Origin of the sequence: Solimonas sp. SE-A11 (genome assembly GCF_030345715.1) — a bacterium.
In the GTDB taxonomy this organism is placed as follows: domain Bacteria; phylum Pseudomonadota; class Gammaproteobacteria; order Nevskiales; family Nevskiaceae; genus Solimonas_A.
In genome coordinates this window covers 75,930-102,157 of sequence record NZ_JAUASX010000015.1, presented here as the reverse complement: position 1 = coordinate 102,157, position 26,228 = coordinate 75,930, and the positions used below count along the sequence as shown (strand labels likewise).

The window sequence follows — 26,228 nt, the reverse complement described above, 5'->3', positions numbered from 1 at the left end:
CATGCGTCATGGAGTTCTCACTCAACGACGAGCAGCGTGCGTTGCAGGCGGCGGCGCGTGATTTCGCGCGCCATGAACTGGCGCCCTACGCTGCCCAATGGGACGCGGAGTCCGAGTTTCCACGGGAGACGATCGCCAAGGCCGGCGAGCTGGGCTTCTGCGGCCTCTACACGCCGGAGGCGCTCGGTGGCCTGGGCCTGTCACGCCTCGACTCCTCGGTCATCTTCGAGGAGCTGGCGGCCGGCTGCACCAGCACCACGGCCTTCATCACCATCCACAACATGGCGACCTGGATGTTCGCCACCTGGGGGCAGGAGCAGCTTGCCCGGCAGTGGGTGCCCAGGCTCGCGGCCGGTGAACTGCTGGCCTCGTACTGCCTGACCGAGCCCGGAGCGGGCTCCGATGCGGCGGCGCTGAAGACCCGCGCGGAGAAGCGTGGCGGCTACTACCTGCTCAATGGCACCAAGGTGTTCATCTCCGGCGCCGGCTCCACCGACTGGCTCGTGGTGATGGCGCGCACCGGCGCGGAAGGACCCAAGGGCATCAGCGCCTTCGCGGTGCCGGCGGACAGCCCGGGCATCTCCTACGGCAAGAAGGAACACAAGATGGGCTGGAACAGCCAGCCCACGCGGATGATCAGCTTCGACAACGTCGAGGTGCCCGAACAGAACCGCATCGGCGCCGAGGGCCAGGGCTTTGCCATCGCCATGAAGGGGCTCGACGGCGGGCGCATCAACATCGCCACCTGCTCGATCGGCACCGCGCAGGCGGCGCTGGATCGTGCGCAGGGCTACATCCACGAGCGCAAGCAGTTCGGCAGCCCCATCGCGCAGTTCCAGGCCTTGCAGTTCATGCTCGCCGACATGCTGACGGAACTGGTGGCGGCGCGGCAGATGGTGCGGCTCGGCGCCTGGAAGCTGGATACCGGCAGCAGCGATGCCACCACCTACTGCGCCATGGCCAAGCGCTATGCGACCGATGCGGGATTCAAGGTGGCCAACGAGGCGCTGCAGCTGCACGGCGGCTACGGCTACATGAAGGAATTCCCGCTGGAGCGCCACCTGCGCGACAACCGGGTGCACCAGATCCTGGAAGGGACCAACGAAATCATGCGGGTGATCGTCGCCCGCGCCATCTTGCGCGAGGGCGCAACCGAGGAGTTGAGATGAGCTACACCAACCTGAAGCTGGAGAAGCGCGGCCACACCGCCATCCTGTTCTTGAGCAACCCGCCGGCCCACACCTGGACGGCGGAGAGCCTGGCCGACCTCAGGCGCCTGGTGGCGGACCTGAACGCGGATCGCGAGATATATGCGCTGGTCGTCACCGGCGAAGGCGCCAAGTTCTTCTCCGCCGGCGCCGACCTGAAGCTGTTCGCCGATGGCGACAAGGCGCGTGCACGCGACATGGCGCGACGCTTCGGAGAGGCCTTCGAGGCGCTGTCGGACTTCCGTGGCGTCAGCATCGCCGCGATCAACGGCTACGCTATGGGCGGCGGCCTGGAGGCGGCGCTGGCCTGCGACCTGCGCATCGCCGAGGAGCATGCGCAGATGGCGCTGCCGGAGGCCACCGTCGGCCTGCTGCCCTGCGCCGGCGGCACACAAAACCTGCCCTGGCTGGTGGGCGAGGGCTGGGCCAAGCGCCTGATCCTTTGCGGCGAGCGCATCGACGCCGCCACCGCACTGCGTATCGGCCTGGTGGAACAGGTGGTGCCCAGCGGCGGTGCGCTGGAGGCGGCGCTGAAGCTGGCCGAACAGGTGAGCAAGCAGAGCCCCACCAGCGTCGCCGTCTGCAAGACGCTGATCCAGGGTGCGCGCGGCAACCCGCTGCGCCAGATCCTGCCGGTGGAGCGCGAGCGCTTCGTGGACCTGTTCGACACCCAGGACCAGAAGGAAGGCGTCAACGCCTTCCTGGAGAAGCGCAAGCCGGAGTGGCGCAATGGCTGACGCCACCACCCAGGACGCGCCGGTCCTGTTCCGCGAGGTCAAGGCGGCCAACGGCAAGCGCATCGGCTTCGCCCAGCTCAACGTCGAGAAGTCGCTCAATGCGCTGAGCCTGCCAATGATCCGCCTGCTCGATCCGCAGTTGCAGCGCTGGTCGTCCGATCCCGGCATTGCCTGCGTGGTGCTGCACGGCGCCGGCGAAAAGGCCTTCTGCGCCGGCGGGGACGTGCGCAGCCTGTACCGCGCCATCCTGGATCACCAGGGGCCGCCGCCGAACCTGGCCAACCTCGCCTTCTTCGACGAGGAATACAGCCTGGACTACCGCATCCACCGCTACCCCAAGCCGCTGATGGTCTGGGGCAGCGGTATTGTCATGGGCGGCGGCCTGGGCCTGATGGCGGGCGCCAGCCATCGCGTGGTCACCGAGACCTCGCGCGTGGCCATGCCGGAGATCACCATCGGCCTGTTCCCGGACGTGGGCGGCAGCTGGTTCCTGCGCCGCATGCCGGGACGCATGGGCCTGTTCCTGGCGCTGACCGGCGCGTCCATCAACGGCCATGACCTGCTGGTGGCGGGCCTGGGCGATCACTTCGTCCGCAGCGCCGATCGCGACAGCCTGTTCCAGCAGTTGGCGGCCGTGGACTGGAGCGATGACGCCGACGCCAATCGTGCGGTGCTGAGTGCTGTACTGGCGACGCTTGCCGAGCCTGCACGGGAGCTGCTGCCGGCCTCGCCGCTGCAGCAGCATGCGCAGGCCATCGAAGCGCTCACCGCCGGCGCCACGCTGGCGGAGGTCCACGTCGCCATTACCGGCTATGCCGGCGACGATCCCTGGCTCAAGCGCGCCGCCGCCACCCTGGCGGCCGGCTCGCCCACCACGGCCGCGCTGGTCTGGGCGCTGCGCGAGCGCGCTGCCGCATTGAGCCTGTCCGAGGTGTTCCGTCTGGAGCTGGTCGTGGCGCTGCAGTGCTGTGCCCATCCGGATTTCGCGGAAGGCGTACGTGCGCTGCTGATCGACAAGGACAACGTGCCGAAGTGGACCCCGCCGACGCTGGCGGAGGTGACGCCGGAGTGGGTGGAAGAACACTTCCGCGCACCCTGGACGGACAGCGCGGCGTCGGTGGGCATCTAGTAGCGGATTGCCGTCCCCTCTCCCGCTTGCGGGAGAGGGATTCAGGGAGAGGGTTTCTGTAGTTCTCGAAAGATCTACAGAAACCCTCTCTCCCAGCCTCTCTCCCGCAAGCGGGAGAGAGGAGAACAGAAGGGATTTTTCATGACCCAAATCGCATTCATCGGCCTCGGCAACATGGGCGGCCCCATGGCGCTCAACCTGATCAAGGCCGGCCACGCCCTGCGCGTGTTCGATCTCTCGCCCACCGCGCTGGAGGCCGCGCGTGCCGCCGGTGCCACGGTGGCGACCAGCCCGGCGGAGGCCGTCCAGGGAGCGGAGACCGTGATCTCCATGCTGCCGGCCAGCCAGCATGTCGAATCGCTGTACCTGGGCACGGATGGCCTGATCGGGAAGATCGCCGCAGGCACCCTGGTGATCGACTGCTCTACCATCGCCCCGGCCAGCTCGCGCAAGGTGGCGGAGGCGGCGCAGGCGCGCGGCATCGTCTTCATCGACGCCCCGGTTTCCGGCGGCACCGCTGGTGCAGCGGCCGGCACGCTGACCTTCATTGTCGGCGGCGCGGCCGAGGCGCTGGAGCGCGCGCGCCCCTACCTGTCGGCCATGGGCAAGAACATCTTCCATGCCGGCGGCAATGGCGCGGGCCAGGTGGCGAAGATCGCCAACAACATGCTGCTGGCGATCCACATGGCCGGTACCGCGGAGGCGCTCGCGCTCGGTGTCGCCAACGGCCTGGATCCCAAGGTGCTATCCGAGATCATGGTGAAGAGTTCCGGCCGCAACTGGTCGCTGGAGCTGTACAACCCCTGGCCGGGCGTGCAGGACAACGTGCCGGCCTCGCGTGGTTACAGCGGCGGTTTCGGCAGCAGCCTGATGCTCAAGGACCTGGGCCTGGCGGCGGAAGCTTCCATCGCCAGCGGCAGCCCGATCCCGCTGGGCGAACTGGCGCGCAATCTCTACGGCCTGCACAGTGCCGCATCGGGCGCGCTGGATTTCTCCAGCATCGTGAGCCTCTACCGCAAGGAATCGTAGGCGCCGGCCCTACGGCACCCAGCGCTTGGCCAGCTTGCGGGCCAGCGTGCGGCGGTGCATGCCCAGGCGGCGTGCGGTCTCGGAGATGTTGAAGTTGGTCTCCGCCAGTACCTCGTGGATGCGCTCCATCTCCAGCGTCTTGATGGAGGTGGGGCGCGCCGCCACCGGGGCCTGGGCCTGCGGCTCCGCGGGCTCGCTGCTGAAGGCCGCCTCGATGTCGTCGGTGTTGGAGGGCTTGACCAGGTAATTGCAGGCGCCGAGCTTGATCGCTTCCACCGCGGTGGCGATGCTGGCGAAGCCGGTGAGTACCACGATCATCATCTCCGGATCGTGCTGGTGCAGCAGCTGAACCACCGTGAGACCCGATTCCTGGCCCAGCTTGAGATCCACCACGGCGCGCTCGGGCCGCGCGGTCGTCAGCAGCTCGCGCGTTTCCTCGGCACTGGCGGCATGCAGCACACGGTAGCCGCGGCGCTCGAAGGAGCGCTTCAGCGTGCGCGCGAAGGCGGCATCGTCTTCCACGATCAGCATCAGGCGTTCAGCCGCGTCGTTCATCGTCCTCTCCGATCGCCAGGGCGGACAGCGGCAGTTGCAAGCGCACGCGCGCGCCGCCTTCCGGCCGGTTCTCCGCGATTACCTGGCCGCCCAGCTTGCGCAACACGTTCACCACCAGGAACAGGCCGAGGCCACCGCCGGGGCGGCCCTTGCTCGACTGGTAGGGCTTGCCGATCTTCTCCAGCATCTCCGGCGCGAAGCCCAGGCCGCGGTCCTGCACGGTCAGCGTCAGCAGGCCGTCGGCGCAACCGGCGCTGAGGCCGACCCAGGCTGGCGAGGCGTCGGCGGCATTGTCGAGCACGTTGCAGATCACCTGCTTGAGCGCGGAATCCGAGATCACCGGCTCCTTCATCCAGGTGTGGGGCGTGCTGTCGTCGATGCGGTACTCCAGGCTCACCGACGGCCGCGTGTTGCACCACTCGCCGACCAGCTCATCGAGGAAGCTGCCGGCGGTGGTCACGGCCAGGGCGCCGCCGCGGGCCTCGCCGGCCGACATCAGGATGCCGGTGACGATGGACTTGCAGCGCCGCACCTCACCCTCCATGTCGACGATCTCCTGCAGCAACTCAGGGTCGTCGCGGAACTGCGGCATGCGCTTCCAGTCGCCGAGGATCACCGACAGCGTGGCCAGCGGTGTACCCAGTTCGTGCGCCGCGCCGGAGGCCAGCAGGCCCATACGCACGATGTGGTCCTCTTCCGCCGCCTGCTGGCGCAGGCCGGCCAGGCGCGCGTCGCGCCGGCGCAGGTTGGCGTTGATGCGCGTCATGAAGACCACCATCAGTGCCACGTCGAGCACGAAGCAGACCAGCATGCCCAGCACGTGCAGCTCGAACAGTTCCTCGTGGGTGGGCATCTGCAGCGGCAGGTACCAGCGGGTGAGGCCGGCGAAGCAGAGGCTGGTGACGCCCAGCAGCAGCCAGGCCGACCAGGTCTCCAGCAGCACGGCACCCAGCGCCACCTGCAGCAGGTAGAGGAACACGAAGGGGTTGGTGGCGCCGCCGCTGTAGTAGAGCAGGGCGGTGAGCGCCGCCACGTCCAGCAGCAGGCCGGCCAGCAGGTCGCCGTTACGCACCTCGCCGAACTGGCGCGGGCGCAGCAGGCTAAACAGGTTGAGCAGGATCAGGCAGCCCACCACCGCGAACATCTCCTGCAGCGGCAGCGGGATGCCGAACAGGGCGGTGGTCAGGGCGATGGTCAGCACCTGGCCGAACACCGCCATCCAGCGCAGCTGGATCAGTTGCATCAGGTTCTGCTGCCCCGCCGTCTGGCCCATGGAGGCGAGCAGCGAGAGGTTGCGAGCGGTGGACTGGATCAGCGACATGGGCGTGATCCTACCGCGGGCCGGGTCTATCTGCGTCTCAGCCGCCATTCGCGTCGGCCCACCATGCCCAATCCGCCCGCCACCATCAGCGCCAAGCCGTACCAGGTCAGGGCATAGACCAGGTGGTTGTTGTGGAAGCTCACCACCGTCAGGCCACCCACCGGGCCGTTTTCCACCGTGGTGGCGGCATCGATGAAGTAGGGCGCGACCTGGCCGACCGGCAGGTCGCGGGCGGCGGCGATGGCGGCCACGTCGCGCGAATGCCAGCGGTTCGCGGCGGGATCGTTGTGGCGCAGGAAGCCGCCTTCAGGCTCGGTCAGGCGCAGCAGGCCTTCGACCCGCTGCATCCCGGCAGGCTGGCCGGCCGCGCGGCTGGCGGGATCGCGCCGCTCGGGTGGCACGAAGCCGCGGTTGATCAGCACCAGGGTTCCATCGGCCTGGCGCAGCGGGGTCATCACCCAGCAGCCGGCACCGAGCTTGGTGGCGGCCTGGGTACAGGCCTCGCGGTCATGCAGGAATTCGCCTTCGGCGAAGACGCGGCGGTATTCGTCGTCCTTGTCGATGGCGCGCCAGGCGCTGGCGCCGGGCGCCGGCGTGGCGACGGCCCGCAGGCGCTGCTCCACCCGTTCGATCAGGTCCAGCTTCCAGGCGCGACGCTGTACCTGCCAGCTGCCGAGCCAGGCCAGCCCGGCGATCAGCGTCAGGCCGACGATTCCCAGCAGCGCGAGGCTGATGATGGAGCGCGGCCTGGCGCCTTCATGCGTCACGGAGCGTTGCGCATCTCGTGCGCCGAGACCGGCATCATGTTCTCGTTCATGTTGAACATGACCCATAGCGAGCCGGCGAGCGTGATCACCACCAGCACCAGCGTGAAGATCATGGCTAGCATGTTCCAGCCGCCCTCGGAGCTGGTGTTCATGTGCAGGAAGTAGATCATGTGCACCAGGATCTGCACGACCGCGAAGCCCATGATGATGAACACCGTGGCCTGCTTGCTGGGCAGCACGTCACCCATCACCAGCCAGAACGGGATCGCCGTCAGGATCACCGACAGGATGAATCCCGTCACGTAGCCCTTGAATGTGCCGTGGGCCTCGCCCTCGGGATGGTGGTGGCTGTGGACGTGGCGCGGGTCGTAGGCCTGCTCGGTATCGGCGGTGCTCATCGCAGCACTCCCATCAGGTAGACGAAGGTGAAGACGCCGATCCAGATGACGTCGAGGAAATGCCAGAACAGGCTGAGGCAGGCCAGGCGCCGGCGGTTCGGCTCGGTCAGGCCCATCTTGCGCACCTGGATCATCAGCACCACCAGCCAGACGATGCCGAAGCTGACGTGCAGGCCGTGGGTGCCCACCAGCGCGAAGAATGCCGACAGGAAGGCGCTGCGCTGCGGGCCCGCGCCCTCGTGGATGAGGTGTGCGAACTCGTAGATTTCCAGGCCGACGAAGGCCAGGCCGAACAGGCCGGTGATGGCCAGCCAGCCCAGCACGGCATTCTGGCGACCGCGCGCCATTTCCAGCATGGCGAAGCCGTAGGTGATCGACGACAGCAACAGCATGGCGGTGTTGACCGCCACCAGGCCGAGGTCGAACAGGTCCTTGGGGCCCGGGCCGGCGGCGTAGTTGGCACCCACCACGCCGTACATGGCGAACAGCACGGCGAAGATGAGGCAGTCGCTCATCAGGTACAGCCAGAAGCCCAGCATCGTCCCGTTCTGCGGGTGATGCTCGCCGGTGTCGTAGAAGCTGTCCGGCGGGAACGTGGTGTCAGCGGTATGTGCGCTCATGATTGGAGCCTATCCCTGCTGCGCCGCGAGCTGGCGCGTGCGCTGGTCTTCGACCGAAGTCACCTCATCGGCATGGATGTGGTAGTCGCGGTCGTAGTTGAAGGTGTGAATGATGGTGGCGGCGATCAGGCCGAAGAACGAGGCCGCGGCCAACCACCAGATGTGCCAGATCAGTGCGAAGCCGCAGAGCATGCTGATGCCGGCCAGTACGATGCCCGCCGCCGTGTTCTTCGGCATGTGGATGTCCACGAAGCCGCTGGTCGGACGCTGGTGGCCGCGCCGCTTCATGTCGTACCAGGCGTCCTGGTCGTGCACGCGCGGCGTGAAGGCGAAGTTGTAGGCCGGCGGCGGCGAGGAGGTGGCCCACTCCAGGGTGCGGCCGTTCCAGGGGTCGCCCGTCTCGTCGCGCAGCGACTCGCGGCGACGGATGCTGACGAAGATCTGCACCAGGAAGGCCAGGATGCCGATGCCGATCAGCACTGCGCCGACAGCGGCGATCTGGAACCAGATTTGCAGGCTCATGTCCTCGAAGTGGCTGACACGGCGCGTCACGCCCATCAGGCCCAGCACGTAGAGCGGCGCGAAGGCCACCCAGAAGCCGACCAGCCAGAACCAGAACGAGACCTTGCCCCAGTACTCGTCCAGCTTGAAGCCGGCCACCTTGGGGAACCAGTAGTTGATGCCGGCGAACACGCCGAACACCACGCCGCCGATGATCACGTTATGGAAGTGTGCGATCAGGAACAGGCTGTTGTGCAGCACGAAGTCGGCCGGCGGCACGGCCAGCAGCACGCCGGTCATGCCGCCGATGACGAAGGTGAACATGAAGCCCATGGTCCACAGCATAGGAACGTCGAACTTGATGCGGCCGCGATACATCGTGAACAGCCAGTTGAACATCTTCGCGCCGGTGGGGATCGAGATGATCATGGTGGTGATGCCGAAGAACGAATTGACGCTGGCACCCGAGCCCATGGTGAAGAAGTGATGCAACCACACCAGGTACGACAGGATCGTGATGACCACGGTGGCGTAGACCATCGAGGTGTAGCCGAACAGGCGCTTGCCGCTGAAGGTGGAGACTACCTCCGAGAACACGCCAAACAGCGGCAGGATCAGGATGTAGACCTCCGGGTGGCCCCAGATCCAGATCAGGTTCACGTACATCATGGCGTTGCCGCCAAAGTCATTCGTGAAGAAGTTGGTGCCGACGTAGCGGTCCAGCGACAGCAGGCCCAGCACCGCGGTCAGTACCGGGAAGGCCGCCACGATCAGGACGTTGGTGCACAGCGCCGTCCAGGTGAACACCGGCATCTTCATCAGCGTCATGCCGGGAGCGCGCATCTTGACGATGGTCACCAGCAGGTTGACGCCGGACAGCAATGTTCCGACGCCGGCTATCTGTAGCGCCCATATGTAGTAGTCCACGCCGACGCTGGGGCTGTAGTCGATGCCCGACAGCGGCGGATAGGCCAGCCAGCCGGTCTGCGCGAACTCGCCCACGAACAGCGACATCATCACCAGGATGGCCCCGGCCGTGGTCATCCAGAAGCTGAAGTTGTTCAGGAAGGGAAAGGCCACGTCGCGCGCGCCGATCTGCAGCGGCACCACGTAGTTCATCAGGCCGGTGACGAAGGGCATGGCCACGAAGAAAATCATGATCACGCCGTGGGCGGTGAAGATCTGGTCGTAGTGGTGCGGTGGCAGGTAGCCCATCGAGTCGCCGAAGGCGAAGGCCTGCTGGGCACGCATCATGATGGCGTCGGCAAAGCCGCGCAGCAGCATGACGATACCCAGGATCATGTACATCACGCCGATCTTCTTGTGGTCGATGCTGCAGAACCAGTCGTTCCACAGCGTGCCCCAGGCGCGCTTCCTGGTGATGTAGGCCAACAGGGACATGCCCAGGATCGCCGTGGCCACGAAGGTCCAGATCAGGATCGGCTCGTGGTAGGGGATGGCCTCCAGCGTGAGGCGGCCGAACAGGGTCTGCATCAGTTCCGAACGTTCTTGCATGGTGAATCTCTAGCGAAGCAGGCCGTACATCGGGGCATCAGCGGCGGCCGAGAGCATCACCTCGGGGCCGACCTGGCACAGCGACAGCACGAAGGCCTCGGCCTGCGCGCGGCTGACCTGCGAGCGCGGACGGTCATAGGCCAGGCGCGAGACGTTGTAGACGCCGGCCATGCCCAGGCCGCCGCGGGCATCGATCGCCATCATGTCGCGCATGCACATCTTGTTGGGGTCCACGCAGAGATTGACCACGGCGTCGAACAGACCGGCCATGATCGAGCCGTAGTGACGCACCGGCACGCGTTCGCTGGGCTGATCCAGGCGCTGGTATTCCTCGCGGTTCAACGGGTCCTTGGCCTCCCGGACCTTGGCCACCCAGCCGTCGAAGTCGGCGCCGCTCATGCCGGCGAAGCGGAAGCGCATGTGCGAGAAGCCGTGGCCGCTGTAGTTGGCCGAGAAGCCCTCGTAGTCGCCGGCCTTGTTGATGACGGCGTGCAGCTTGGTCTCCATGGCCGGCATGGCGTAGATCTGTCCGGCCAGGGCGGGGATGAAGAAGGAGTTCATCACCGTGGAGGCGGTGATGCTGAACTCGATGGGCACATCCACCGGCGCCGCCATCTCGTTGACGCTGGCGATGCCGTAGTCGGGATAGATGAACAGCCACTTCCAGTCCATGGCCACCACCTGCACCTTCAGCGGCTTCACGTCGGCCTGCACCGGGCGCTGGGCGTCGATGCGGTCCAGCGGGCGGAAGGGGTCCAGGGTGTGGGTGGCGATCCAGGTGACCGCGCCCAGCGCGATGATGATCAGCAGCGGCGCCGACCAGATCACCAGCTCCAGCTGGGTCGAGTGGTGCCATTCGGGGTCATAATTCGCTTCCTTGTTCGACTGGCGGTAGCGCCAGGCGAAAAGCGCGGTCAGAGCCATGACCGGCAGCACGATCAGCAGCATCAGGATCGTGGACACCACGATCAGATCGCGCTGCTGCATGGCGATATCGCCCGATGGGCGCAGCACCACCCAGTCGCAGCCGGCCAGCAGAAAGACCAGCGGGAACAACAGCATGCAGCGAGCAATTCTGGCAGCCATGGCGTATCTTTCGGTGTTACCGGATGACCCACTTTAAGCAGCCGGACCGGACCCCGCGATTGGACGTTTTGTCCTATGTCGCGCGCACCCCGGACCATGAGATGGTTATGCACCAGATGGGGTAATCCCTCAACCTTTTTTGACCGAGAGCAGGATGTCGACCGTCAGCCATGAATCGAACGCGGGCCCCGGCTCGCTGGAAGGCCAGGCCCACGTCGCCGGAGCCGACCACGCTCGCGTCGCGCCGGGCGAGATCGCGATCGGCGTGATCATCGGCCGCCTGTCGGAGATGTTCGACTTCTTCGTTTTCGGCATCGCCGCCGTGCTGGTGTTTCCGTCCGTGGTCTTCCCGTTCGTCGACAAGACCACGGCGATGTACTACTCCTTCGGCATCTTCTCGCTGGCATTCGTCGCGCGTCCCTTCGGCTCGCTGCTATTCCGCCTGATCCACGACTGGTACGGGCGCGGCACCAAGCTGACCATCGCGCTGTTCCTGCTGGGCACCGCCACCGCCGGCATCGCCTTCCTGCCGGGCTACGAGAAGATCGGCGTGGCCTCGGTAGTGATCCTGGCCATCTGCCGCATCGCCCAGGGCGTGGCCCTGGCCGGAACCTGGGACGGCCTGCCCTCGCTGCTGGCGCTGAACGCCCCGCCGGAGCGCCGTGGCTGGTTCGCCATGATCCCGCAGCTCGGCGGCCCGCTGGGCTTCCTGCTCGCGGCCGGCCTGTTCGTGTTCCTGCTGCTGCAGCTCAAGCCCGATGACTTCCTGGCCTGGGGCTGGCGCTATCCCTTCTGCGTCGCTTTCGCCATCAATGTTGTTGCACTGTTCGCCCGTCTGCGTCTGGTGGTGACACCCGAGTTCAGTCACCTGCTGAAGTCACGCGAGCTGGAACCGGCCCCGCTCGGTGAATTGTTCCGCACGCAGCGTGCCAGCATCCTGCTCGGCGCCTTCGCGCCGCTGGGCAGCTTCGCGCTGTTCCACCTGGTCACGGTGTTCCCGCTGTCCTGGGCCTCGCTGTTCACGCAGGACGCCATCACCGACTACCTGTTCGTGCAGATCGCCGGCGCGGTGCTCGCCGTGATCAGCATGCTGGTCTCCGGCAAGGTGGCCGACCGCATCGGCCGCCGTGCCACGCTCGCGATCAGCGCCGTGCTGATCGCCATCTTCAGCATCGTCGGCATGCTGCCGGTGTTCCAGGAGGGCAGCCGCCTGGGCGCTTACCTGTTCATCCTGGTCGGCTTCGTGCTGCTGGGCTTCAGCCATGCCCAGGCTGCCGGCGCCATCAACTCCACCTTCCCCAGCCGCTACCGCTACAGCGGCGCTATCGTCACCTCGGACTTCGCCTGGCTGGTGGGTGCCGCCTTCGCACCGCTGGTGGCGCTGTTCCTGGCCTCCAATCTCGGCGTGGGCTATGTCGGCCTGTACCTGCTGTCGGGTGCCGTCGGCACGCTGCTGGCGCTGGGCGTGAACCGCAACCTGGAAATGCGCGACGATTAGCTTTTCCGGGAATCGGGAATCGGGAATCGTCAAAAGACTCCCCGCCCCTTCTTCTACGATTCTCCATTCCCGATTCTCGATTCCCGGTCAGGCGGCACGCCTGATGGCGCCGTACACCGGGAAGCCGGCGCAAAGCTGCTCGACCTCGCCGCGCACGCGGGCGACGACGGCGTCGACATCCGCACCGGCGCTCATCGCGTCCACCAGGTCGGCGATCCAGTTCGCCACCTGCGCCATCTGCGGCTCCTTGAAGCCGCGGGTGGTCGAGGCCGGCGAGCCCAGGCGCAGGCCCGAGGTTACGAACGGGCTCTTGGGGTCGTTCGGGACCGAGTTCTTGTTGACCGTGATGTGGGCTCGACCCAGCACGGCCTCGGCGTCCTTGCCGGTGACGTTCTTGGCGATCAGGTCCAGCAGGAACAGGTGGTTGTCGGTGCCGCCCGAAACAACCTTGTAGCCGCGGTCCAGCAGGACCTGGGCCATGGCGCGGGCGTTGGCCACCACCTGCTTCTGGTAGACCTTGAAGCTTGGGTCCAGGGCTTCCTTGAACGCCACGGCCTTGGCGGCGATGACGTGCATCAGGGGGCCGCCCTGGATGCCGGGGAACACGGCGGACTGGAACTTCTTGTTGAAGTCCTCGGACTGTCCCTTGGTCAGGATGACGCCGCCACGCGGGCCGCGCAGGGTCTTGTGGGTGGTGCTGGTCACCACGTGGGCATGCGGCAGGGGGCTGGGGTATTCACCCGCGGCCACCAGGCCGGCGATATGGGCCATGTCCACCCAGAACACGGCGCCGACCTTGTCGGCGATCTGGCGCATGCGCGCCCAGTCCTTGACCCGGCTGTAGGCGGAGAAGCCGCCGATCAGCATCTTGGGCTTGGTCTCCAGGGCGATGCGTTCCATCTCGTCGTAGTTGATCAGGCCGGTCTCGGTGTCCAGCCCATACGGGACGATCTTGTACTGCTTGCCAGAGAAGTTGGCGGGGTTGCCGTGGGTCAGGTGGCCGCCCTGGGCCAGGTTCATGCCCATGACGGTGTCGCCCGGGTTGACCAGGGCCAGGAAGATGGCGGCGTTGGCCTGGGCGCCGGAGTGCGGCTGGACGTTGGCGTAGTCGCAGTCGAACACCTGCTTCAAGCGGTCGATGGCCAGCTGTTCGGCGATGTCCACGAACTCGCAGCCGCCGTAGTAGCGCTTGCCCGGGTAGCCTTCGGCGTACTTGTTGGTCAGGCCCGAGCCCTGGGCGTCCATTACCGCCGGGCTGGCGTAGTTCTCGGAGGCGATCAGCTCGATGTGCGCTTCCTGCCGGCCTTCTTCCTTGCGGATGGCAGAGGACAGCTCAGGGTCGAATTCGGAAAGGCTCGGGGCGTTGGTCCACATGATCATTCTCCACGCAGGCGGCAGGCGCAGGATTCGCCGTGCCGGTGTGTCTCGGGTTCGTCCTCTTCCGTGGGCTCCACGTAGGCGAAGCGAGTCAGCGGGTCCGCCGCCCGGGTTTCCTCCCGGGCGGCGTCCTTCGCCGCGTCATGGCTGCGCTTGGCGAAACCGAAGCCCATCAGTTCAGCGCCGCCCGCGCCTCGCGGGCCGTCGCCACCATGGTCTTCAGTGCCGCTTCCGTCTCCGCCCAGCCACGGGTCTTCAGGCCGCAGTCCGGGTTCACCCACAGGCGTTCGGCCGGCACCACCTTCAGCGCGCGCTGCAGCAGTTCCTGCATCTCCGCTTGCGCGGGCACGCGCGGCGAGTGGATGTCGTAGAGCCCGGGCCCGATGTCGTTCGGGTAGCGGAACTCGGCGAAGCCATCCAGCAGCTTCATGCGCGCACGCGAGGTCTCGATGGTGATCACGTCCGCATCCAGCGCCGCGATGGACGACAGGATGTCGTTGAACTCCGAGTAGCACATGTGCGTGTGGATCTGCGTTTCGTTGCGCACGCCCGCGGCGGTGATGCGGAAGGCCTGAACCGCCCAGTCGAGATACGCCGGCCAGTCCGCCTTCTTCAACGGCAGGCCTTCGCGGATCGTCGGCTCGTCGATCTGGATCACCTTGATGCCCGCCGCTTCCAGGTCCACCACCTCGTCGCGCAGCGCCAGCGCCAGCTGCAGCGCCACGTCGCGCTTGGGCAGGTCGTCGCGCACGAAGCTCCAGAACAGCATCGTCAGCGGGCCGCTGAGCATGCCCTTCATCGGCTTGTCGGTCAGGGTCTGCGCATAGCGGGACCACTCCACCGTCATCGGCGTGGGGCGAGAGACGTCGCCGTAAATCACCGGCGGCTTCACGCAGCGCGAGCCATAGCTCTGCACCCAGCCGAACTGGGTGAAGGTGTAGCCGTCGAGCTGCTCGCCGAAGTACTCCACCATGTCGTTGCGTTCGGGCTCGCCGTGCACCAGCACGTCGATCCCCAACTGCTCCTGCTTGTCCACGCAGAGCTTGATTTCGGCCTTCATCGCCGCGGTGTACTCGGCCTCGCCGATCTTGCCGGCCTTGAATGCGGCGCGCGCCGCGCGGATCTCGGCGGTCTGCGGGAAGGAGCCGATGGTGGTGGTAGGCAGCTTGGGTAGGTTCAGTACCGCCTGCTGGGCGGCGATACGCTGCGCGAACGGTGCGGCACGCTCGGCATCCGCCGGCTTCAGCGCGGCGACGCGGGCGCGCACAGCGGCCACCTGGGTGCTCGGGGCTTGGCGGCGGCTCTCGATGGCGGTAGCCGCGGCCTGCAGTTCGCGCCACACGGCCGCCTCGCCCTGCTCCAGGGCGCGCTTGAGCAGCGACAGCTCGTCGAGCTTCTGCGCGGCGAAGGCCATCCAGCTCTTGATGGTCGGATCGAGCTGGGCCTCCCGCGCCAGGTCATGCGGCACGTGCAGCAGCGAGCAGGACGGCGCGATCCACAGGCGCTCGCCCAGCAGGGCCTTGGCCGGGTGCAGCAGCGCCAGCACCTTGGCCAGGTCCGTGCGCCACAGGTTGCGGCCGTCGATCACGCCCAGCGACAGGGCCTTGTCCTGCGGCCAGTCCGGCAGGAAGGCCTCGAGCTGGCGCGGTGAGCGGACCAGGTCCAGGTGCAGCGCGACGATCGGCAGTGCCTTCAGCAGCGCCGCATGCTCGGCCACGCTGCCGAAATAGGTCGCCAGCAGCACCGGCGGGGCCGCGGGTGCGATGGCGCCATAGGCCTGCGGGTAGGCCGCCAGCCATTCGCCCGGCAGGTCCAGCGACAGGATCGGCTCGTCCAGCTGCAGCCAACTCACGCCCAGCGCGCGCAGTTCAGCCGCCAGCTCGGCGTAGACCGACTGCAGCGCCGGCAGCAACGAGAGCTTGTCGAAGCCGGCCGGCGCGCTGGCCAGCCACAGCCAAGTCAGCGGGCCGGGCAGCACCACCTTGGCGCGGTGGCCTGCGGCCAGCGCGCCCTGCAGTTCCGGCAGCAACCAGTCGCGGTTGAGGCGGAACGTGGTGTGGGAATCCACCTCCGGCACCAGGTAGTGGTAGTTCGTGTCGAACCACTTCTTCATCGCCAGCGCCGGCTGCTCCGGCGTGCCGCGCGCCATGGCGAAGTAGCCCGCCAGGTCCACCGGGCCGGCCAGGCCGAAGCGGGCCGGGGCGGCGGAGAACAGCGCCGTGGCGTTGTGCAGGTGGTCGTAGAAGGCGAAGTCGCCCACCGTCACGCAGTCCAGGCCAGCGGCCTGCTGCAGCGCCCAGTGGCGGTTGCGCAGCTCGCGGCCCACGGCGCGCAGACCGGCTTCGTTCAGCTGGCCCTGCCAGTGGGCCTCCACGGCGGTCTTCAGCTCGCGCCGGGCGCCAATGCGGGGAAAGCCAAGGATATGAGCGTGGGACATGTCTGGAGACTATTGATTTGAGGGGTGCTCATGGTCGGCCGGTCGCTGCTATGATTCAATCTCGTAGTTTTAATGGTTTTATTGAGAGAAATTCATGATCCAGTCTCCCTTGGAGATGCGCCACCTGCAGACGCTGGTGGCCCTGGCCGACACCGGATCCCTGTCCAAGGCGGCCGAGCGGGTCTTCGTCACCCAGTCCGCCCTGTCGCACCAGCTCAAGCTGCTGGAGAGCCATTACGGCTCGCCCCTGTTCGAGCGCGGTACCAAGCCGCTGCGCTTCACCCAGGCCGGCGCACGCCTGCTGGCCCTGGCCCGCGAAGTGCGCGAGCTGACCTCCGAGGCTGAGCGTGAGGTGGCGCAGTGGGTTTCCGGCGGGGGTGGCCAGCTGCGCGTGGCCGTGGAATGCCACACCTGCTTCGACTGGCTGATGCCCGCCATGGACGCCTTCCGCGAGCACTGGCCCCAGGTGGAACTGGACCTGGTCAGCGGCTTCCAGGCCGAGCCGATCTCGCTGGTGGAAACCGGCGTGGCCGACTTCGCCGTGGTGCACGACCGCCCCGCGCCGCGCACGGGCGTGGCCATGGCGCCGCTGTTCACCTACGAGACGGTAGCGATCCTGTCGCGCCACCACCCGCTGGCGCAGAAGCTCTGGCTGGCGCCGGAGGATTTCGCCGGCGAAACCCTGATCAGCTACCCGGTGGACGACGACATGCTCGACGTGGTGCGCCACTTCCTCGCCCCCGCCGGCGTGAAGCCCAAGCGCCGCAATGCGGAGCTGACGGTGGCGATCCTGCAACTGGTCGCCAGTGGGCGCGGCATCGCGGCACTACCGGCGTGGAGCGTGCAGGCGTATCTGGAGCGGGGTTACGTGGTGGCCAAGCCGCTGGGGGAATCGGGCCTGCGTTGTGAGTTGTATGCAGCGATGCCGGAGAGCCTGGCGGAGAAGCCGTATCTGCAGGATTTTGTCGCCAAGATCCGCGAGGGAGCTTAGGCGACATGGCAAGGGTCTGGAACGGTCTTCTTGCCTGATGTACGCAGCGGCAACACTCTTATCAACGCAATCGAAAGGCTGGATTCATGGTTGACTCACAGGAAATCATCGACGCGCGTGGCGCGGGCGATGCCCGCTGCCTGCTCATCTCCGAGCCTTCGCAGGATATGGGCAAGGTGCTCGAGCAGGCGGGATTGAAGGCGGATGACAGCCAACTCCGCGAGCACGATCAGACGGCGGCTCATGCCATTCTCACGGCTCTCTTGCACAAGGACCTGCCGTTCCAGATGCCGCTTATGTCCAGGCCCGAAGCCGAGCAGATGGCGGACGCGATCCTGTCCGCTCATGCCAAGCCCGGGAGTCGGTACTACTCGAACGGCAACTGGCTCGATGGAGAGATTTCGGATTCCCTCACCGAGTCCCCCTTCGCCGCGGGCATCATCGTGGCCCGCGAGGATGGGCGATATTTCTGCGTCTGGATTGAAGACAAGGACTGAGGGTCGATAGGGTGATGACCGTAGGGCGGGAAAGCGCAGCGCATCCCGCCTTGAGAGCATCCACAAGGCGGGATGCGCTGCGCTTTCCCGCCCTACGATCATCAGATGAAAATCTACAAGATAGAACTTGAGGTTGATCGATTTAAAAGTCTTTTACCTCAGGACGACTCGGTAAATGACCGGAGGCTCTTGGCCCTGGACGGTTCCTCAAAAAAGGCCGAATGGACTACTCCCATTGCTGCGGAGTTTGATAACGACAAGGCTTTGGTGCCTCAGATATTCAGCTTTGGTGCGGGGAATCTGCTGATATGGTCTGAATCAAGGAAGTTGTTGGGGCCAAGGCTCGAGGCCTATTGCGAACTGCTCCCTGTTTTCTGGGGCGGAGGAGACGGAGCTCTCGTCAATGTGCTGGGGCTGTCGCCTTGCCTGGATGAGAAAGAATCGACTTGGCTCGTTCATCAGGGCTCGGGGAAGCGGTTGTTCATTGAGCAGTATTCTTTCATCAAGGAAGCCGTTCCTCGTAGATTGCTGTTCAAGATCGAAGCACAGCCCTTCGGGATTTTTTGCGCAGATCACGAAGATGGTTCGGAGAACCTTCTGGGGCTCGTGAGAGAACACCGACTGTTCGGTCTGGCGTTCAAGCAAGTATGGCAAGGCTGACCAGTGAGAATGACAACCACGTCGCGTATGAAAGCTAAAGAGCCGCTGCAGGCGCACGTTCGCGCTTGAACGCTCCAGTCAGTTCTTCTGAATATGCAGTGACAGCACGGCCTGCCTGTATGCCTTGACCTGCCTAGTCCTTCGCCGCCACCGGCGCGCTGGCCGTCTTGGCCACCGGCGGTGCCGCCAGCGCGTTGGCCAGGAACTCCGCCAGCACGCGGCGCAAGGCCGGGTTCGGCGAGCCTGCTTCGCATTCGATCTGCGCGGCTTCCAGCACCATCTGGCAATAGACCCGGCCGATGGCATTGGAGTTGGGGCAACCCAGGGACTTGAGCTCCACGCCGATCATCATGGCCGTGGTGCGGTTGCGCTTGTGGAAGGCCTGCGCCATGCCGGGCAGAACCCGGCGCGCCTCGCTGAGCAGCAGGCGCAGGCTGCGGTGTTCCAGGCAGAGGTCCAGCTGCAGTTCGGTGGCGCGGCACATGCGCGGCAGCCCCGGCGGGGTGCTGGCGGCGTCGCGCACCAGGCGGTCCAGGATGTGATCCAGGAACTGCCGGTTCATCTCGGTCAGGTAGCTGTCCAGGTTGCCGAACTGCGCCGCGAACTGCTCGCGCGTGAGGCCCGTGGTGTCGGCCACGTTCTCCGGTGTCAGCTGTTCGAGGGTGTAGCGTGCGGCCAGGGCGGCCCCCGCCGCCAGCAGCCGCGATGATGTCGGTCCGCTCATGAGTATCTGCCCCCGCAGTTTCCCAGTCCTGCCACTATAGGCCTGGCGGGCCCGGCGGTCATGGACCTGGATCACACGGCGGGCGGGCAAAAGAAAAAGGGCCCGCAGGCCCCTTTCCCTTGCAACGCTTGCCGCCTCGGCCGTTTCAGGCTTTCTTGGCGTCTTCCAGCTGGTAGTACTCCATCAGCACCTTGGCCACTTCCGGGCGCGAGAACTCGGGCGGCGGGGCGATGCCCTGGCCCAGCATCTGGCGCACCTTGGTGCCCGACAGGGCGATGAAGTCTTCCGGCGTGTGGTCCGGGGCTTCGCGCATCATCACCACGCGGCCCAGCTTCTTGCTGTAGGCGGTGTTGTCGGCGCGGAAGATCTCGATCTGCAGGGCGCCGGCGGGCACGCGCTCGTCGAAGATGGTCTGCGCGTCGAAGGGGCCGTAGTAGTCGCCCACGCCGGCGTGGTCACGGCCCACGATCAGGTAGTTGGCGCCCATGTTCTGGCGGAACAGCGCGTGCAGCACGGCCTCGCGCGGGCCGGCGTAGAGCATGTCGAAGCCGTAGCCGGTGATCATCACCGTGTTCTTCGGGAAGTAGTGGTCCACCATCGTGCGGATGCAGGCGTCGCGCACCGGCGCCGGAATGTCACCTTCCTTGAGCTTGCCCAGCAGCATGTGGATGACGATGCCGTCAGCCTGCAGGCGCTCCTGTGCCATGCGGCACAGCTCTTCATGCGCGCGGTGCATCGGGTTGCGAGTCTGGAAGGCCACGACCTTCTTCCAGCCGCGCTGCTGGATCTCGTTGCGGATCTCCACGGCGGTGCGGAAGGTTTCCGGGAACTCGCCCTGGAAGTAGCTGTAGTTCAGCACCTCGATGGGGCCGGAGACCAGGGTGTTGCCCAGGTTCAGGAAGGTCTGCACGCCGGGGTGCTTGGCGTCGAGGTTGCCGAAGATTTCCTTGGCCATGAACTGCAGCTCGTCGTCGCTGACGCTCTCCACGGCCTGCACGTCCATAACCGCCAGCACCGGGTTGCCGTCGACATTGGGGTCGCGCAGCGCGATGCGGCTGCCGGCCTTGATGCCGGATTCCTTGGTCAGGTTGACGATGGGCACCGGCCAGAACAGGCCGGCGCTGGTCTTCAGGTCCTTGGCCACGCCCAGGGCGTCGGCCTTGTTCATGTAGCCGGTCAGCGGGTTGAAGTAGCCGGCGCCGAGCATCACCGCGTTGGCGGCGGCGGCGGAGTTCAGCAGCAGGCTCGGCAGGCCCTCGGCCTCCTTCTGCAGGGCGGCGCGGCGGGCATCGTCGGCGACGTAGCGCGGGTTCAGGGTGTCGGAGCCGTGGGGCTTGATCATGGTCGTGTCCAGCTTGGGTGAGGGGGCGGGCACCGGGATTCCGGGCGCCGGACCGGCATTGTAGGCCCCCACGGAACCATAAATAAATTGCAATATATAGATGCCATCGTTCTCTTTAATACATATGTAGGCCGGCATGAATCTCAACCATCTCGCCATCTTCCAGGCCGTGGCCGCCAGCGGCAGTGTCAGTGGCGGCGCGCGCGAGCTGCACATCAGCCAGTCGGCGGTCTCCAAGCAGCTGGCGGAGTTCGAGCGGGCGCTGGGCGTGGTGCTGCTGGACCGCCTGCCGCGCGGCGTGCGGCCCACCGAGGCCGGCCGCCTGCTGCTGGGTTATGCCAACCGCCTGTTCGCGATCGAGGCCGAGGCCACTCAGGCCCTGGGCGACCTGCAGCAGCTCGGCCGCGGGCGCCTGGCCATCGGTGCCAGCCGCACCATCGGCGGCTACATGCTGCCGGAGATGCTGGCGGCCTTTGCCCGGCGCCATCCGGGCGTGGAGCTGAGCCTGCAGGTGGAGAACACACAGGCCATCGAGGCCAAGCTGCTGGCCGGCGAGATCGACATCGGCTTCGCCGAGGGCGTGGTCAGCAGCGACCAGCTCGATTACCGCGTGTACGCCGAGGACGAACTGGTGCTGATCGCCGCGCCGCGCCATCCGCTCGCGGCGGCGGGTCCGCTGACGCTGGCGGCGCTGGCCGAGTGCCCGCTGCTGATGCACGAACCCGGCTCCGGCACCCGCGCCGTGACCGAGCGCGCGCTGGCCGCCAAGGGCATCCGCCCGCGTCCGGCGATGACCCTGGCCAGCACGGAGGCCATCAAGCACGCCGTGGCCAGCGGCGTGGCGCTGGCCTTCCTGTCGGCGCAGGCGACCCGCACCGAGCTCAAGGCCGGCATCCTTCGGGTGGTGGAAGTGAAGGGCCTGCGCATCCGGCGGCCGCTGTACCGCGTGCTGCTGAAGAGCGCCTGGCACAGTCCGGCGCTGGAGGCTTTCCTGGCCGAGCTGAAGCCGGGCTAGCTCGAGCGGTAGCGCTCGTAATGCGATCGCACCTTCTCGACGTAGGCCTGGGTTTCCTTGAACGGCGGCACGCCCTGGTGCTTGGTCACCGCGCCGGGGCCGGCGTTGTAGGCGGCCAGGGCCAGTTTCTGGTTGTTGCCGAAGCGGTCTAGCATCAGGCGCAGATAGGTGACGCCGCCGCGGATGTTCTGCGCGGGGTCGAAGCTGTCGCTCACGCCCATGTCGGCGGCGGTGCCGGGCATCAGCTGCATCAGGCCGCGCGCGCCCACGCGCGACACGGCGCGGTGGTCGAAGCACGACTCCACGCGCATCACGGCCTTGACCAGCGCCGGTTCCACGCCCTGCTGATCGGCGTACTTGACGATCAGATCCTCGTAGCTGCGCAGGCGCGCCTCCAGGCCGGCGGAGCTGATGCCCTTGCAGGAAACATAGGCGGTGGGGCGGCCGAACTTGGAGATGAAGACGTAGGCCGGGTCGCGCACGCGCTGGTCGGTAAACAGGCGGGTGCCGGCGGGCTCGCGGTAGACGTAGACCTCGGCGGCCTGGGCGCTGGCGGCGGCCAGTAGCAGGCCCAGCAGCATGGCGCTGCCCCTGCGGCGGATACCCCCGATAACTCCCCGTCTGACCAAGACTTTTCTCACCCGCGGCGATGATCGCCGCCCGCTGATTCTAGCCAATCAGCATCTTGATCCCAACGCCGGTCAGCAGCAGGGCGAAACCGCGCTTCAGCTGCCGCGGCGGCAGGCGGTGTGCGAGCTTCGCCCCCAGCGGCGCCATCAGCACGCTGGCGATGGCCAGGCCGGCGAAGCCGTGCAGGCTGACGTAGCCCAGGTGCGGGGAGGGCAGGTCCGCGCGGTCCCAGCCGGACAGGATGAACCCCACGGCGCCGGCCCAGGCGATCGGCACGCCGCAGGCGGCCGAGGTGCCCACGGCCTTGCGGATGTCCACGCTGCGCCAGGTCAGGAAAGGCACGGTCAGCGAGCCGCCGCCGATGCCGACCAGGGCCGACAGCAGGCCGATGACGCCGCCGGTGCCGGTCAGCGCGGTGGGGCCGGGCAGGGGCGCGGCGGCCTTGGGCTTGAGGTCGAAGAACATCTGCGCGGCCACGGCCAGCGCGCCGCAACCCACGATCAGGGCCAGGGTCCGGCTGGCGAGCTGGTCGGCGACGAAGGCGCCGCCCACCGAGCCGGCGACCAGGCCCAGGGCCATCCAGCGGAACACCGGCCAGATCACCGCGCCGTGCTTCTGGTGGCTGAGCATGGACGAGATGGAGGTGGCGGAGATCACGGCCAGCGAGGTGGCCACGGCGACCTGCATGGTCACTTCCGGTGGCACGCCCTGGCCTGGGAGCACGAGCGCCAGCGCCGGCACCATGACCATGCCGCCGCCGATCCCGAACAATCCGGCGAGCAATCCGGCCGCTGCGCCGGTCAGAAGGTAGATGAGCAAGGATTCCATGATTCAGCGAACTCTCAGGTTGCAGCGCACTACAATGAGGCGCGCATCCTACAACAGGCACCCCCCACTGATGCTCCGTCTCCCAGCATTCCTTCTGTGCTTATTCCTGAGCGGCACCGTCTCGGCCCAGACCACCAGCGACGTGCTGCGCGTCGAGTTCCGTTCCGCCCTAAAGACCGTCGAGAGCGGCGGTGAGGCCGCCGAAAGCCCGGGCCTGCGCAACTACATCCTGTATCCGTACCTGCAGGCGGCGCGCCTGCGCCAGGCGCTCAAGACCCGCCCGGGCGAGGCGCTGGACGCCGAGATCGCCGGTTGGCTGCGGGCCAACTCCGCGCTGCCGGCCGCGCGTGCCCTGCAGCGCGACTGGCTGGGCAACCTGGCCCAGCGCCAGCAGTGGACCACCCTGCTGGCCAACAGCGACGCGACGGCGTCCGACGATACCCTGCGCTGTCACCGCTACAACGCCTGGCTGCAGACCGGCGGTATCGAGGACGGCCTGCGCGACGAGATTCTGGGCGTGTGGATGACCGGCCAGCAGCTGCCGCAGGCCTGCGTGCCGCCGTTCCAGTGGCTGCAGCAGCGCGGCGTGTTGACGCCGGAGCGCCTGGAGCAGCGCGCCCGCCTGGCGCTGGAGGCCGGCAACACGGAGTTGGCTGACTGGCTGCTGCGCGGCGTGCCGGCCGCACGCGCGGCGCCGCTGCAGCGCTGGTCGCGCCTGCTGCGCGAGCCGCGCCCCGCCATCGAGGCGCTGATCGCCGCGCCGCAGGACACCGTGGAGTGGGCGCCGCTGGAAGCCGCCTGGGCCAAGCTGGCGCGCAGCAAGCCGGACGAGATCGCGCCGCTGCTGCCCAAGATGATCGAGCGCCGCCGCATCGACGCGCGGCAGATCGCCGAGCTGCGCCGCGACCTGGCCATGGGCTACGCGCTGGACCGCCGCTCCGAGGCGCTGTCGCTCTACAAGCTGGTGCCCGAAGACGCCCTGGACGACAAGGCGCAGGAGTGGCGCGTGCGCGCGGCGCTGTGGCAGGGCCAGTGGGAGCTGGCCGCGCAGTGGCTGCACGCCATGCCGGCGGCGCAGGCGGCGGAGCCGCGCTGGAGCTACTGGCGCGCCCGCGCGCTGGAGACGCTGGGCCGTCGCGCGCAGGCCGAGCCGATCTACAGCACGCTGATGCAGGACAACGGCTACTACGCCGTGCTGGCCGCCTGGCGCCTGCAGAAGAAGCTGGTGCCGGTGTCGCAGAAGCTGGTGGTGGACGAGGCCGTGCAGCAGCAGCTGATGGCCAAGCCGGAGATGCAGCGTGCCCGCGAGCTGTACCTGATCGAGCGTACCGACCTGGCCAACCCCGAGTGGCGCCTGGCGCTGCAGGGTGCGGACGAGCTCACGCGCGTGCAGGCCGCACGCCTGGCCTCGGCCTGGGGCTGGCATATCCAGTCGGTGGGCATGCTCAACCAGATGAACCTGACCCGCGACCTGACGCTGCTGTATCCGCAGGCATTCACCAAGGAGATCGAGGCGGGCGCCCAGTTCGCCGGCATCCCGGGGCCCTGGATCTACGGCGTGATGCGCCAGGAGAGCCTGTTCCTGCCCACCGCGGTATCGCGCTCGCAGGCCCTGGGCCTGCTGCAGCTGCTGATGCCCACCGCGCAGCAGGTGGCGCGCAAGTGGAAGCAGCCGGCGCCTACGCGCGAGTCGCTGTTCGACCCCGCCATTAACGTGCCGCTGGGAGCCGCCTACCTGCGCGACCAGACCGACCGTTTCGGCGGCCGCTTCATCCTGACGCTGGGCGCCTACAACGCGGGTCCCAACGCAGTGGCACGCTGGCTGCCGCAAGAGCCGCGCGACGCCGACGTGTGGATCGAGAACGTGCCGTACAACGAGACGCGCGGCTACATCCAGAAGATCATCTGGCACATCACCGCCGACGGCTGGCTGGCTTCGGGCCAGCCGCAGGATGCGAGCAATCTCCTGCTGCCGGTGTCGATCCCGACGCCGGCAGCGGCGGCCTGCCTGAAGGGCAGCCCGGGCTGCGTGTGAAGCGCTATCTCGTTGGTGGAGCGGTACGCGACGAGCGGCTGGGCTTGCCCATACGTGAGCGCGACTGGGTGGTGGTCGGCGCCACGCCCGAGGAGATGGGCGCGGCCGGCTACCTGCCGGTGGGCAAGGACTTCCCGGTGTTCCTGCATCCGCAGACCAAGGAAGAGCATGCGCTGGCGCGCACCGAGCGAAAAACTGCACCGGGCTACCGCGGGTTCAGCTTCCACACCGGCCCCGAGGTCACGCTGGAGGACGATCTGATCCGGCGTGACCTGACGATCAACGCCATCGCCCGCGACGATGACGGCCGGCTGGTCGATCCCTACGGTGGCCAGCGCGACCTCGACGCGCGCCTGCTGCGCCACGTGTCGGAGGCCTTCTGCGAAGACCCGGTGCGAATCCTGCGCGTGGCGCGCTTCCACGCGCGTTTCGCGTCGTTGGGCTTCCGCGTGGCCGAGCAGACATTGACGCTGATGCGACAGATGGTCGACAGCGGCGAGGTGGATCACCTGGTGCCCGAGCGCGTCTGGCAGGAGACCAGGAAGGGCCTGATGACGGATTCGCCCGGCACCTACTTCCGCACGCTGCACGAGTGCGGTGCACTGGCGCGCATCATGCCCGAGCTGGCGGCGCTGCACGGAGTGCCGCAGCGCGCCGACTATCACCCCGAAGTGGACACGCTGGTCCACGTGCTGATGTGCGTGGACACCTCGGCGGCGCTGCAACTGCCGCTGGAGGTGCGCTACGCCGTGCTGGTGCACGACCTTGGCAAGGGTGCTACGCCGCAGCAGGAGTGGCCCAGCCACCGCATGCACGACATGCGCGGCGTGCCGCTGGTGGAGACCTTCAGTGCGCGCCTGCGCGTGCCTTCGGCCTGCCGCGACCTCGCGCTGGTGCATACCAAGGAGCACCTGATCATCCACCAGGCGCTGCAGCTCAAGCCTTCGACGCTGCTGGGCCTGCTGGAGCGGATGGGAGGCTTTGCAAAGGGTGAGCGTTTCGAGCAGGTACTGCAGGCCAGTGTCTGCGATGCGCGCGGCCGTCTCGGCTTCGAGGAAAGCCCCTACGAGCAGGCCGACTACCTGCGCGCGGCGCGCGTGGCCGCCAACGAGATCCAGGCGGCCCAGGTGATGGCCGACGGCATCAGCGGCGCGGCCATCGGCGAGGCGCTGAAGGAGCGGCGCACGCGGCGTCTGAAGGATTGGAAGGCGCAGCAGCAGGCGGTCCGGCAACCCGACTCGATGTGAGCGCCACGCATGCACGAGTCAGCTTGCTGGCGACCAGCAGCTTGCCGCCAGCAAGCTCGCGTCTGCATCCGCACGGCCGCC

The 26,228-nt window shown here is 67.2% G+C and carries 25 protein-coding genes; 11 read left to right on the top strand and 14 right to left on the bottom strand.

Annotated elements, in window-relative coordinates; all coding sequences use genetic code 11:
• The first annotated feature begins 8 nt into the window (after positions 1-8).
• The 4 genes from QT386_RS16750 (at position 9) to mmsB (ending at position 4,103) form a co-directional block, all read left to right on the top strand.
• Entirely contained in the window at positions 9-1,169 is a 1,161-nt protein-coding gene (locus tag QT386_RS16750) for an acyl-CoA dehydrogenase family protein (protein ID WP_289274885.1), read from the top strand.
• Entirely contained in the window at positions 1,166-1,945 is a 780-nt protein-coding gene (locus QT386_RS16745; protein WP_289274884.1) for an enoyl-CoA hydratase, read from the top strand. The genes QT386_RS16750 and QT386_RS16745 overlap by 4 nt, the downstream gene beginning before the upstream one ends.
• Positions 1,938-3,074, top strand: coding sequence for an enoyl-CoA hydratase/isomerase family protein (locus QT386_RS16740; RefSeq protein ID WP_289274883.1), 1,137 nt, complete (start codon positions 1,938-1,940; stop codon positions 3,072-3,074). The genes QT386_RS16745 and QT386_RS16740 overlap by 8 nt, the downstream gene beginning before the upstream one ends.
• Before the next feature lie 141 nt (positions 3,075-3,215).
• A complete protein-coding gene (mmsB, locus tag QT386_RS16735) occupies positions 3,216-4,103 on the top strand; it encodes a 3-hydroxyisobutyrate dehydrogenase (RefSeq protein WP_289274882.1) in 888 nt (295 codons plus the stop codon).
• Positions 4,104-4,112: 9 nt separating this feature from the next.
• On the opposite strand, the gene QT386_RS16730 is transcribed toward mmsB, so the two are convergent.
• Genes QT386_RS16730 through cyoA form a run of 7 tightly spaced genes read right to left on the bottom strand, consistent with a single transcriptional unit; the run spans position 4,113 to position 10,866 of the window.
• Positions 4,113-4,658, bottom strand: coding sequence for a response regulator transcription factor (locus QT386_RS16730; RefSeq protein WP_289274881.1), 546 nt, complete (start codon positions 4,656-4,658; stop codon positions 4,113-4,115).
• Positions 4,642-5,979, bottom strand: a complete 1,338-nt coding sequence (locus QT386_RS16725) for an ATP-binding protein (protein WP_289274880.1) — start codon at positions 5,977-5,979, stop codon at positions 4,642-4,644. Before QT386_RS16725 ends, QT386_RS16730 begins: the two co-directional genes overlap by 17 nt.
• 26 nt (positions 5,980-6,005) lie before the next feature.
• Positions 6,006-6,746 carry an SURF1 family protein gene (locus QT386_RS16720; protein ID WP_289274879.1) on the bottom strand — a complete coding sequence of 247 codons (741 nt, stop codon included), beginning with the start codon at positions 6,744-6,746 and terminating at the stop codon, positions 6,006-6,008.
• Positions 6,743-7,144, bottom strand: a complete 402-nt coding sequence (cyoD, locus tag QT386_RS16715) for a cytochrome o ubiquinol oxidase subunit IV (protein ID WP_289274878.1) — start codon at positions 7,142-7,144, stop codon at positions 6,743-6,745. The genes QT386_RS16720 and cyoD overlap by 4 nt, the downstream gene beginning before the upstream one ends.
• Positions 7,141-7,764 carry a cytochrome o ubiquinol oxidase subunit III gene (cyoC, locus tag QT386_RS16710; RefSeq protein WP_289274877.1) on the bottom strand — a complete coding sequence of 208 codons (624 nt, stop codon included), beginning with the start codon at positions 7,762-7,764 and terminating at the stop codon, positions 7,141-7,143. Before cyoC ends, cyoD begins: the two co-directional genes overlap by 4 nt.
• A gap of 9 nt (positions 7,765-7,773) precedes the next feature.
• A complete protein-coding gene (gene cyoB, locus QT386_RS16705; RefSeq protein WP_367401454.1) occupies positions 7,774-9,780 on the bottom strand; it encodes a cytochrome o ubiquinol oxidase subunit I in 2,007 nt (668 codons plus the stop codon).
• A gap of 9 nt (positions 9,781-9,789) precedes the next feature.
• Positions 9,790-10,866, bottom strand: coding sequence for a ubiquinol oxidase subunit II (gene cyoA / locus QT386_RS16700; protein WP_289274876.1), 1,077 nt, complete (start codon positions 10,864-10,866; stop codon positions 9,790-9,792).
• Between the two features lie 154 nt (positions 10,867-11,020).
• Here cyoA and QT386_RS16695 point away from each other — a divergent pair, with 154 nt between their 5' ends.
• Positions 11,021-12,364, top strand: a complete 1,344-nt coding sequence (locus QT386_RS16695; protein WP_289274875.1) for an MFS transporter — start codon at positions 11,021-11,023, stop codon at positions 12,362-12,364.
• A gap of 87 nt (positions 12,365-12,451) precedes the next feature.
• On the opposite strand, the gene glyA is transcribed toward QT386_RS16695, so the two are convergent.
• The 3 genes from glyA to metE are packed head-to-tail and all read right to left on the bottom strand — an operon-like array spanning position 12,452 to position 16,178.
• Positions 12,452-13,738, bottom strand: coding sequence for a serine hydroxymethyltransferase (glyA, locus tag QT386_RS16690; protein ID WP_289274874.1), 1,287 nt, complete (start codon positions 13,736-13,738; stop codon positions 12,452-12,454).
• Between the two features lie 2 nt (positions 13,739-13,740).
• Entirely contained in the window at positions 13,741-13,914 is a 174-nt protein-coding gene (locus tag QT386_RS16685) for a hypothetical protein (RefSeq protein ID WP_289274873.1), read from the bottom strand.
• On the bottom strand, positions 13,914-16,178 hold the full coding sequence (metE, locus tag QT386_RS16680) for a 5-methyltetrahydropteroyltriglutamate--homocysteine S-methyltransferase (protein WP_289274872.1): 2,265 nt from the start codon (positions 16,176-16,178) through the stop codon (positions 13,914-13,916). The genes QT386_RS16685 and metE overlap by 1 nt, the downstream gene beginning before the upstream one ends.
• A gap of 94 nt (positions 16,179-16,272) precedes the next feature.
• Here metE and QT386_RS16675 point away from each other — a divergent pair, with 94 nt between their 5' ends.
• From QT386_RS16675 to QT386_RS16665, 3 genes are all read left to right on the top strand, one after another.
• Entirely contained in the window at positions 16,273-17,169 is an 897-nt protein-coding gene (locus QT386_RS16675) for a LysR family transcriptional regulator (protein ID WP_289274871.1), read from the top strand.
• 86 nt (positions 17,170-17,255) lie between these two features.
• Positions 17,256-17,666, top strand: coding sequence for a hypothetical protein (locus QT386_RS16670; protein ID WP_289274870.1), 411 nt, complete (start codon positions 17,256-17,258; stop codon positions 17,664-17,666).
• Positions 17,667-17,771: 105 nt separating this feature from the next.
• Positions 17,772-18,326: a hypothetical protein gene (locus QT386_RS16665; RefSeq protein WP_289274869.1), complete on the top strand. Its 555-nt coding sequence runs from the start codon at positions 17,772-17,774 to the stop codon at positions 18,324-18,326.
• A gap of 133 nt (positions 18,327-18,459) precedes the next feature.
• Here the strand turns inward: QT386_RS16665 and QT386_RS16660 are convergent, their stop codons facing one another.
• Both QT386_RS16660 and sat read right to left on the bottom strand, forming a co-directional pair.
• A complete protein-coding gene (locus QT386_RS16660) occupies positions 18,460-19,050 on the bottom strand; it encodes a hypothetical protein (protein ID WP_289274868.1) in 591 nt (196 codons plus the stop codon).
• A 145-nt stretch (positions 19,051-19,195) separates the two neighbouring features.
• Entirely contained in the window at positions 19,196-20,392 is a 1,197-nt protein-coding gene (gene sat / locus QT386_RS16655) for a sulfate adenylyltransferase (protein WP_289274867.1), read from the bottom strand.
• A gap of 136 nt (positions 20,393-20,528) precedes the next feature.
• On the opposite strand from sat, the gene QT386_RS16650 reads away from it, so the two are divergent.
• Entirely contained in the window at positions 20,529-21,407 is an 879-nt protein-coding gene (locus QT386_RS16650; protein WP_289274866.1) for a LysR family transcriptional regulator, read from the top strand.
• Here QT386_RS16650 and QT386_RS16645 read toward each other — a convergent pair.
• Positions 21,404-21,988: a lytic transglycosylase domain-containing protein gene (locus QT386_RS16645; RefSeq protein ID WP_289274865.1), complete on the bottom strand. Its 585-nt coding sequence runs from the start codon at positions 21,986-21,988 to the stop codon at positions 21,404-21,406. The two genes, QT386_RS16650 and QT386_RS16645, sit on opposite strands and share 4 nt — an antisense overlap.
• An 88-nt stretch (positions 21,989-22,076) precedes the next feature.
• Positions 22,077-22,865 carry a sulfite exporter TauE/SafE family protein gene (locus QT386_RS16640; protein ID WP_289274864.1) on the bottom strand — a complete coding sequence of 263 codons (789 nt, stop codon included), beginning with the start codon at positions 22,863-22,865 and terminating at the stop codon, positions 22,077-22,079.
• A 70-nt stretch (positions 22,866-22,935) separates the two neighbouring features.
• Here QT386_RS16640 and QT386_RS16635 point away from each other — a divergent pair, with 70 nt between their 5' ends.
• A complete protein-coding gene (locus QT386_RS16635) occupies positions 22,936-24,900 on the top strand; it encodes a transglycosylase SLT domain-containing protein (RefSeq protein WP_289274863.1) in 1,965 nt (654 codons plus the stop codon).
• The gene (locus QT386_RS16630; protein WP_289274862.1) at positions 24,897-26,147 is read left to right on the top strand and encodes a multifunctional CCA addition/repair protein; all 1,251 of its coding nucleotides are present in this window, start codon (positions 24,897-24,899) and stop codon (positions 26,145-26,147) included. Before QT386_RS16635 ends, QT386_RS16630 begins: the two co-directional genes overlap by 4 nt.
• Positions 26,148-26,228 lie beyond the last annotated feature (81 nt).

Bases quoted from the DNA above. Each gene is read 5' to 3' on its own strand.
- QT386_RS16750 (WP_289274885.1), top strand. From the start codon at position 9: ATGGAGTTCTCACTCAACGACGAGCAGCGTGCGTTGCAGGCGGCGGCG.
- QT386_RS16745 (WP_289274884.1), top strand. From the start codon at position 1,166: ATGAGCTACACCAACCTGAAGCTGGAGAAGCGCGGCCACACCGCCATC.
- QT386_RS16740 (WP_289274883.1), top strand. From the start codon at position 1,938: ATGGCTGACGCCACCACCCAGGACGCGCCGGTCCTGTTCCGCGAGGTC.
- mmsB (WP_289274882.1), top strand. From the start codon at position 3,216: ATGACCCAAATCGCATTCATCGGCCTCGGCAACATGGGCGGCCCCATG.
- QT386_RS16730 (WP_289274881.1), bottom strand. From the start codon at position 4,658: ATGAACGACGCGGCTGAACGCCTGATGCTGATCGTGGAAGACGATGCC.
- QT386_RS16725 (WP_289274880.1), bottom strand. From the start codon at position 5,979: ATGTCGCTGATCCAGTCCACCGCTCGCAACCTCTCGCTGCTCGCCTCC.
- cyoD (WP_289274878.1), bottom strand. From the start codon at position 7,144: ATGAGCACCGCCGATACCGAGCAGGCCTACGACCCGCGCCACGTCCAC.
- cyoC (WP_289274877.1), bottom strand. From the start codon at position 7,764: ATGAGCGCACATACCGCTGACACCACGTTCCCGCCGGACAGCTTCTAC.
- cyoB (WP_367401454.1), bottom strand. From the start codon at position 9,780: ATGCAAGAACGTTCGGAACTGATGCAGACCCTGTTCGGCCGCCTCACG.
- cyoA (WP_289274876.1), bottom strand. From the start codon at position 10,866: ATGGCTGCCAGAATTGCTCGCTGCATGCTGTTGTTCCCGCTGGTCTTT.
- QT386_RS16695 (WP_289274875.1), top strand. From the start codon at position 11,021: ATGTCGACCGTCAGCCATGAATCGAACGCGGGCCCCGGCTCGCTGGAA.
- glyA (WP_289274874.1), bottom strand. From the start codon at position 13,738: ATGTGGACCAACGCCCCGAGCCTTTCCGAATTCGACCCTGAGCTGTCC.
- QT386_RS16685 (WP_289274873.1), bottom strand. From the start codon at position 13,914: ATGGGCTTCGGTTTCGCCAAGCGCAGCCATGACGCGGCGAAGGACGCC.
- metE (WP_289274872.1), bottom strand. From the start codon at position 16,178: ATGTCCCACGCTCATATCCTTGGCTTTCCCCGCATTGGCGCCCGGCGC.
- QT386_RS16675 (WP_289274871.1), top strand. From the start codon at position 16,273: ATGATCCAGTCTCCCTTGGAGATGCGCCACCTGCAGACGCTGGTGGCC.
- QT386_RS16670 (WP_289274870.1), top strand. From the start codon at position 17,256: ATGGTTGACTCACAGGAAATCATCGACGCGCGTGGCGCGGGCGATGCC.
- QT386_RS16665 (WP_289274869.1), top strand. From the start codon at position 17,772: ATGAAAATCTACAAGATAGAACTTGAGGTTGATCGATTTAAAAGTCTT.
- QT386_RS16660 (WP_289274868.1), bottom strand. From the start codon at position 19,050: ATGAGCGGACCGACATCATCGCGGCTGCTGGCGGCGGGGGCCGCCCTG.
- sat (WP_289274867.1), bottom strand. From the start codon at position 20,392: ATGATCAAGCCCCACGGCTCCGACACCCTGAACCCGCGCTACGTCGCC.
- QT386_RS16650 (WP_289274866.1), top strand. From the start codon at position 20,529: ATGAATCTCAACCATCTCGCCATCTTCCAGGCCGTGGCCGCCAGCGGC.
- QT386_RS16645 (WP_289274865.1), bottom strand. From the start codon at position 21,988: ATGCTGCTGGGCCTGCTACTGGCCGCCGCCAGCGCCCAGGCCGCCGAG.
- QT386_RS16640 (WP_289274864.1), bottom strand. From the start codon at position 22,865: ATGGAATCCTTGCTCATCTACCTTCTGACCGGCGCAGCGGCCGGATTG.
- QT386_RS16635 (WP_289274863.1), top strand. From the start codon at position 22,936: ATGCTCCGTCTCCCAGCATTCCTTCTGTGCTTATTCCTGAGCGGCACC.